At 46.3% G+C, this 4,652-nt stretch carries 3 protein-coding genes and 1 pseudogene; 2 read left to right on the top strand and 2 right to left on the bottom strand.

What is annotated here, in order from left to right; genetic code table 11:
• Window positions 1–27 precede the first annotated feature (27 nt).
• Together GY683_RS02380 and GY683_RS02375 are read right to left on the bottom strand one after the other, a co-directional pair.
• A pseudogene (locus tag GY683_RS02380) lies at window positions 28–1,564 on the bottom strand (catalase).
• 333 nt (window positions 1,565–1,897) lie between these two features.
• Window positions 1,898–2,644: an epoxyqueuosine reductase QueH gene (locus tag GY683_RS02375; RefSeq protein ID WP_297287220.1), complete on the bottom strand. Its 747-nt coding sequence runs from the start codon at window positions 2,642–2,644 to the stop codon at window positions 1,898–1,900.
• A 95-nt stretch (window positions 2,645–2,739) separates the two neighbouring features.
• Here GY683_RS02375 and iscX point away from each other — a divergent pair, with 95 nt between their 5' ends.
• Window positions 2,740–2,940: a Fe-S cluster assembly protein IscX gene (gene iscX / locus GY683_RS02370; RefSeq protein WP_297287219.1), complete on the top strand. Its 201-nt coding sequence runs from the start codon at window positions 2,740–2,742 to the stop codon at window positions 2,938–2,940.
• A 215-nt stretch (window positions 2,941–3,155) separates the two neighbouring features.
• Window positions 3,156–4,652 (top strand): AbgT family transporter (locus GY683_RS02365; protein WP_297287218.1); only part of this gene is annotated, 1,497 nt, incomplete at its 3' end.

Here is a 4,652-nt window from a genome sequence, read left to right as displayed (position 1 = left end):
TTTATCTTAAAAATCAACCAAAACCGCTTACGCCTTTGGTGGCAGACAGCTCGCCAAATGCTTGGCAGGGTCGGTGTCATATGCTTTGATGGCATCTTCTACCGTCATGCCTAACGCCTTGGCAACACCCATGCCATAATCAGCGTGGCAGGCGTGGCAGTTGCGGATATGGCGGTATTTGATGAATTCCAACGCATCGCCCATTGCCCCTGCGGTATTGTCAAACAGGGCTTGCTTTTGCTCATCGCTCATGAGATTGAACAAGGCTCGTGGCTGGCTAAAATAATCGCTGTCGTCTTCACGAAAATCCCACTGCTTGGCATCGCCACTGATTTTTAGGGGTGGCTCGGCGTACTGGGGCTGTTCTTGCCATTGTCCAAAGCTGTTTGGCTCATAATGCGGACGTCCGCCATAGTTGTCGCCCACTCGCCCTTGACCGTCTCTGTGGTTTGAGTACACAGGGCAACGTGGGGCATTGACAGGGATTTGGTTGCGGTTTACGCCCAAGCGATAACGCTGTGCATCGGCATAGTTAAACAGGCGAGCTTGGAGCATACGGTCGGGCGATACGCTAATCCCTGGTACAAGATTGCTTGGGGCAAAGGCGGATTGCTCCACGTCCAAAAAGAAGTTTTCTGGATTGCGATTTAGCTCAAATTCGCCCACTTCGATGAGTGGATAGTCGCCTTTTGGCCACACTTTGGTTAGGTCAAATGGGTGATAAGGCACTTTTTCGGCGTCCGCTTCTGGCATGATTTGTACGTACATTTTCCATTTTGGGAAATCGCCACGCTCAATGGCATCAAACAAATCACGCTGATTGCTCTCACGGTCTTTGGCGATGACCGCTTCGGCCTCGCTATCGGTTAGGTTTTGGATACCTTGCTGAGTGCGAAAATGGAATTTGACCCAAAAACGCTCATTATCAGCATTGATAAAGCTGTATGTATGCGAGCCAAAGCCGTGCATATGGCGGTAAGACTTAGGAATGCCACGGTCGGACATGACAATGGTAACTTGGTGGAAGGCTTCGGGCAGTAGCGTCCAAAAATCCCAGTTGTTGGTCGCACTACGCATGTTGGTCTTAGGGTCTCTTTTGACCGCTTTGTTTAGGTCGGGGAATTTTCTTGGGTCTCTTAAAAAGAATACAGGCGTGTTGTTGCCGACCATGTCCCAGTTGCCTTCTTCGGTGTAGAATTTTAGGGCAAAACCACGAATATCACGCTCGGCGTCCGCCGCACCACGCTCGCCTGCTACGGTGGTAAAACGGGCGAACATTTCGGTTTTTTTGCCGATTTCGCTAAAAATTTTGGCACGGGTATATTTGGTGATGTCGTGCGTTACGGTGAACGTCCCAAACGCCCCCTGAACCTTTGGCGTGCATACGGCGTTCTGGAATGACTTCACGGGCAAAGTCGGCAAGTTTTTCGTTTAGCCACAAATCTTGGGCAAGTAAGGGACCTCTGGCACCTGCGGTCAATGAGTTTTGGTTATCAACAACAGGAGCTCCGTTGCTCATGGTAAGGGGTGTGCCTGAGTAGGGGCATTTTGGGGTATCAGTCATGATAAATCCTTGTGTGGGTTAGTTATGATCTTTAAATGATTAAGAATTAAACAAGTTGAGTATAACAAATCCACAGTTAGTTTTTGGTTAGTATGTGTAAATAACACAAATGACACTCATTGCCAACTTGGTTTTGTTATATGCTTTGTTAATCTATAGACCTATTATAAGCAGGATTGATGATTTGGTAAATTATAATAATTTAATGTTTTTATTTGATTTTTTAAATTAATAAAACTTAATGTATTTATTATTATGATTGGTGAAATTAATTTGAAATGCTGATTTGACAAAAGACCGTCATCAAACGGTCTTTTGGTCTTGACGGCTTATTTACTCATCCTCATCGCCATAATATTTCACCCCGATTTTAATGGGTTCACGCCCTTGGCTACGGCGAAAATTATTGGTATCACGGAGCGAATAAGCACAGCCACAGTATTCTTGCTGATAAAAATGCTCACGCTTGCTAATCTCAATCATACGGCTACTGCCACCGCCTTTACGCCAGTTAAAATCCCAATAATCCAAACCGTCATACGGGGCAACGGCACGATGTCCGCAGTCGTTGATTTGAGCCATGTTTTTCCAGCGACTAATCCCCAGCGAGCTTGTCATCACAGGAAAGCCATGCTCATGGGCGTATAGGGCGGTGCGTTCAAATCGCATATCAAAACACATGGTGCAACGGCGACCTCGCTCGGGGTCTTGTTCCATGCCTTTGGCACGTTCAAACCAGTTATCCATATCATAATCGGCATCAATAAAAGGAATGCCGTGCTTTTCGGCAAAAGCGATGTTCTCGTTTTTGCGAATCTCGTATTCTTTTTTGGGGTGAATATTGGGGTTATAAAAATAAATGGTAAATTCAATCCCACTGGCAAGCATCGCCTCCATGACCTCGCCTGAGCAAGGGGCACAGCATGAGTGTAATAGCACTTTTTTGTGTCCCTTTGGTGGGGTCAAAATCTCACGGTCAATCGGCGTTAGGTGCGGATTGGTGGGGTCAGCTTTGGAGATTTGCTTACCTTTTTTGGGCTGAGATTGTTGATTTTGGGGGTTGTGTGTTTGTACGGTCATGATGGTTTTTAGCTGTTAAAAATGCGCTTATTATATCATTTTTTGGCTAACTTTGATAAAATTTGCCAAACTTCGACCAAATAAAGAGAGTGATTATGAAATTAACTTGGCACGACACCCTAGACATCGCCATTGAGTTGTCTGAAAAATACCCAGACGAAGATGTGCAATACATTCGCTTTACTGACTTGCATCGCTATGTGTGCGAGCTTGATGGCTTTGATGATGATCCGAATAAATCAAATGAAGCCATACTAGAAGCCATTCAGATGGCGTGGCTTGAGGAATTGGATTAATCATCTATCCGATAAAAAAGACAGCTTGGGCTGTCTTTTTTATTGCCATGCTAAAAGTAATAACCGTTATTTATGAGTAATGTGATAAAAAGTTTGTTTTTCTTACACGATTGTGTTTTAATGACAGGGTTTAAATGTGAGTGTTTATTATTTAACGATTAACTCTATGATAAATATTGGATTATATTTATCTATTTTGTTGTGAAGGAGTAAGTATGCAACAACAAAACTCTACCCGTATGGGGCGATTTTTAAAGGGTGTAGAGTGGCTTGGCAATCTGTTGCCGCACCCTGCCATTTTATTTGTATGGATGTCAGTTATTTTGCTCGTACTATCGGCAATCATGTCAATGATGGGCGTATCAGTAGTTGACCCACGTCCAGAGGGGGCAAAGGGTCGCAGTGAAGACGGCATGATTTATGTTGTCAACCTGCTTAATGGTGATGGGCTTGCCAAGATTGTGGAGAATCTCGTGTCTAACTTCACAGGCTTTGTGCCACTGGGGACGGTGCTTGTCGCTCTGCTCGGGGTGGGTATTGCTGAGCGGTCGGGCATGATTTCGGCAGCTCTTCGGGGGCTTGTTATGAATGCCCGGCCAAAGATGGTTACTTTTGTGGTGGTCTTTGCAGGTATCATGTCAAACACTGCTGCCGAGCTTGGCTATGTGGTGCTAATTCCATTGGCGGCGATGATTTTTCATTCGTTGGGTAGGCACCCATTGGCAGGACTGGCCGCTGCCTTTGCAGGCGTGTCGGGTGGGTACAGTGCTAACTTATTGCTTGGTACGGTTGACCCATTACTGTCGGGGATTAGCCAAGAGGCGGCACGCATCATTGATCCTGATTATACGGTCGGTGCAGAAGCCAACTGGTATTTTATGGCGGCAAGTACGTTTTTGGTAAGTGGCATTGGCTACTTGGTCACCGAAAAAATCGTGGAGCCATCTTTGGGTAAATACAACCCCGATGATGCCGATGACCCAAGCGTGCTTGACAGCAAGGTGGAGCGACTGACCGCCCTAGAAAAGAAAGGACTGGTTTGGTCGGGCGTGTCCATGCTGATTTTTTGTTTGCTACTGGCGTGGACTGTTGTGCCTGCGGACGGGATTTTGAGACATCCTGAGACAGGGCTTGTGGCAGGCTCGCCATTTTTGCATGGGATTGTGGTGTTTATCTTTGTGTTCTTTGCCATTCCAGGGATTGTGTATGGTAAGATTACAGGCACCATCAAGAGCAATGATGACGTGGTGGATGCTATGAGTGCTGCCATGAGTTCGCTCAGTATGTACATCGTGCTGGTGTTCTTTGCTGCTCAGTTTACCGCCTTTTTTAATTGGTCAAACATCGGTTCGGTCATGGCAGTATCGGGAGCGAATTTCCTAAATGACATCGGACTGACAGGACCTTTGTTGTTGGTGGGCTTTATTTTAATTTGTGCCTTTGTCAATCTTATGCTCGGCTCAGCATCGGCTCAGTGGGCGATTACCGCACCGATTTTTGTGCCCATGCTCATGCTGACAGGTTATGCCCCAGAGATGATTCAGGCGGCGTATCGTATTGGCGATAGCAGTACCAACATCATCACTCCGATGATGAGTTACTTTGGGCTTATCATGGCGGTGGCGATTCGCTACAAAAAAGACACAGGGGTCGGCACACTCATGTCGCTCATGGTTCCATACTCGCTCTTGTTCTTGGTGGGGTGGACGGCG

This window comes from Moraxella sp., assembly GCF_024227015.1.
Classification (GTDB): domain Bacteria; phylum Pseudomonadota; class Gammaproteobacteria; order Pseudomonadales; family Moraxellaceae; genus Moraxella.
The sequence above is the reverse complement of the archived record's forward strand: the minus strand, read 5'-3'. Positions and strand labels throughout refer to the sequence as shown.

Excerpts from the sequence above, each read along its gene's own strand:
- GY683_RS02375 (WP_297287220.1), bottom strand. The coding sequence starts at position 2,644 with ATGACCGTACAAACACACAACCCCCAAAATCAACAATCTCAGCCCAAA.
- iscX (WP_297287219.1), top strand. The coding sequence starts at position 2,740 with ATGAAATTAACTTGGCACGACACCCTAGACATCGCCATTGAGTTGTCT.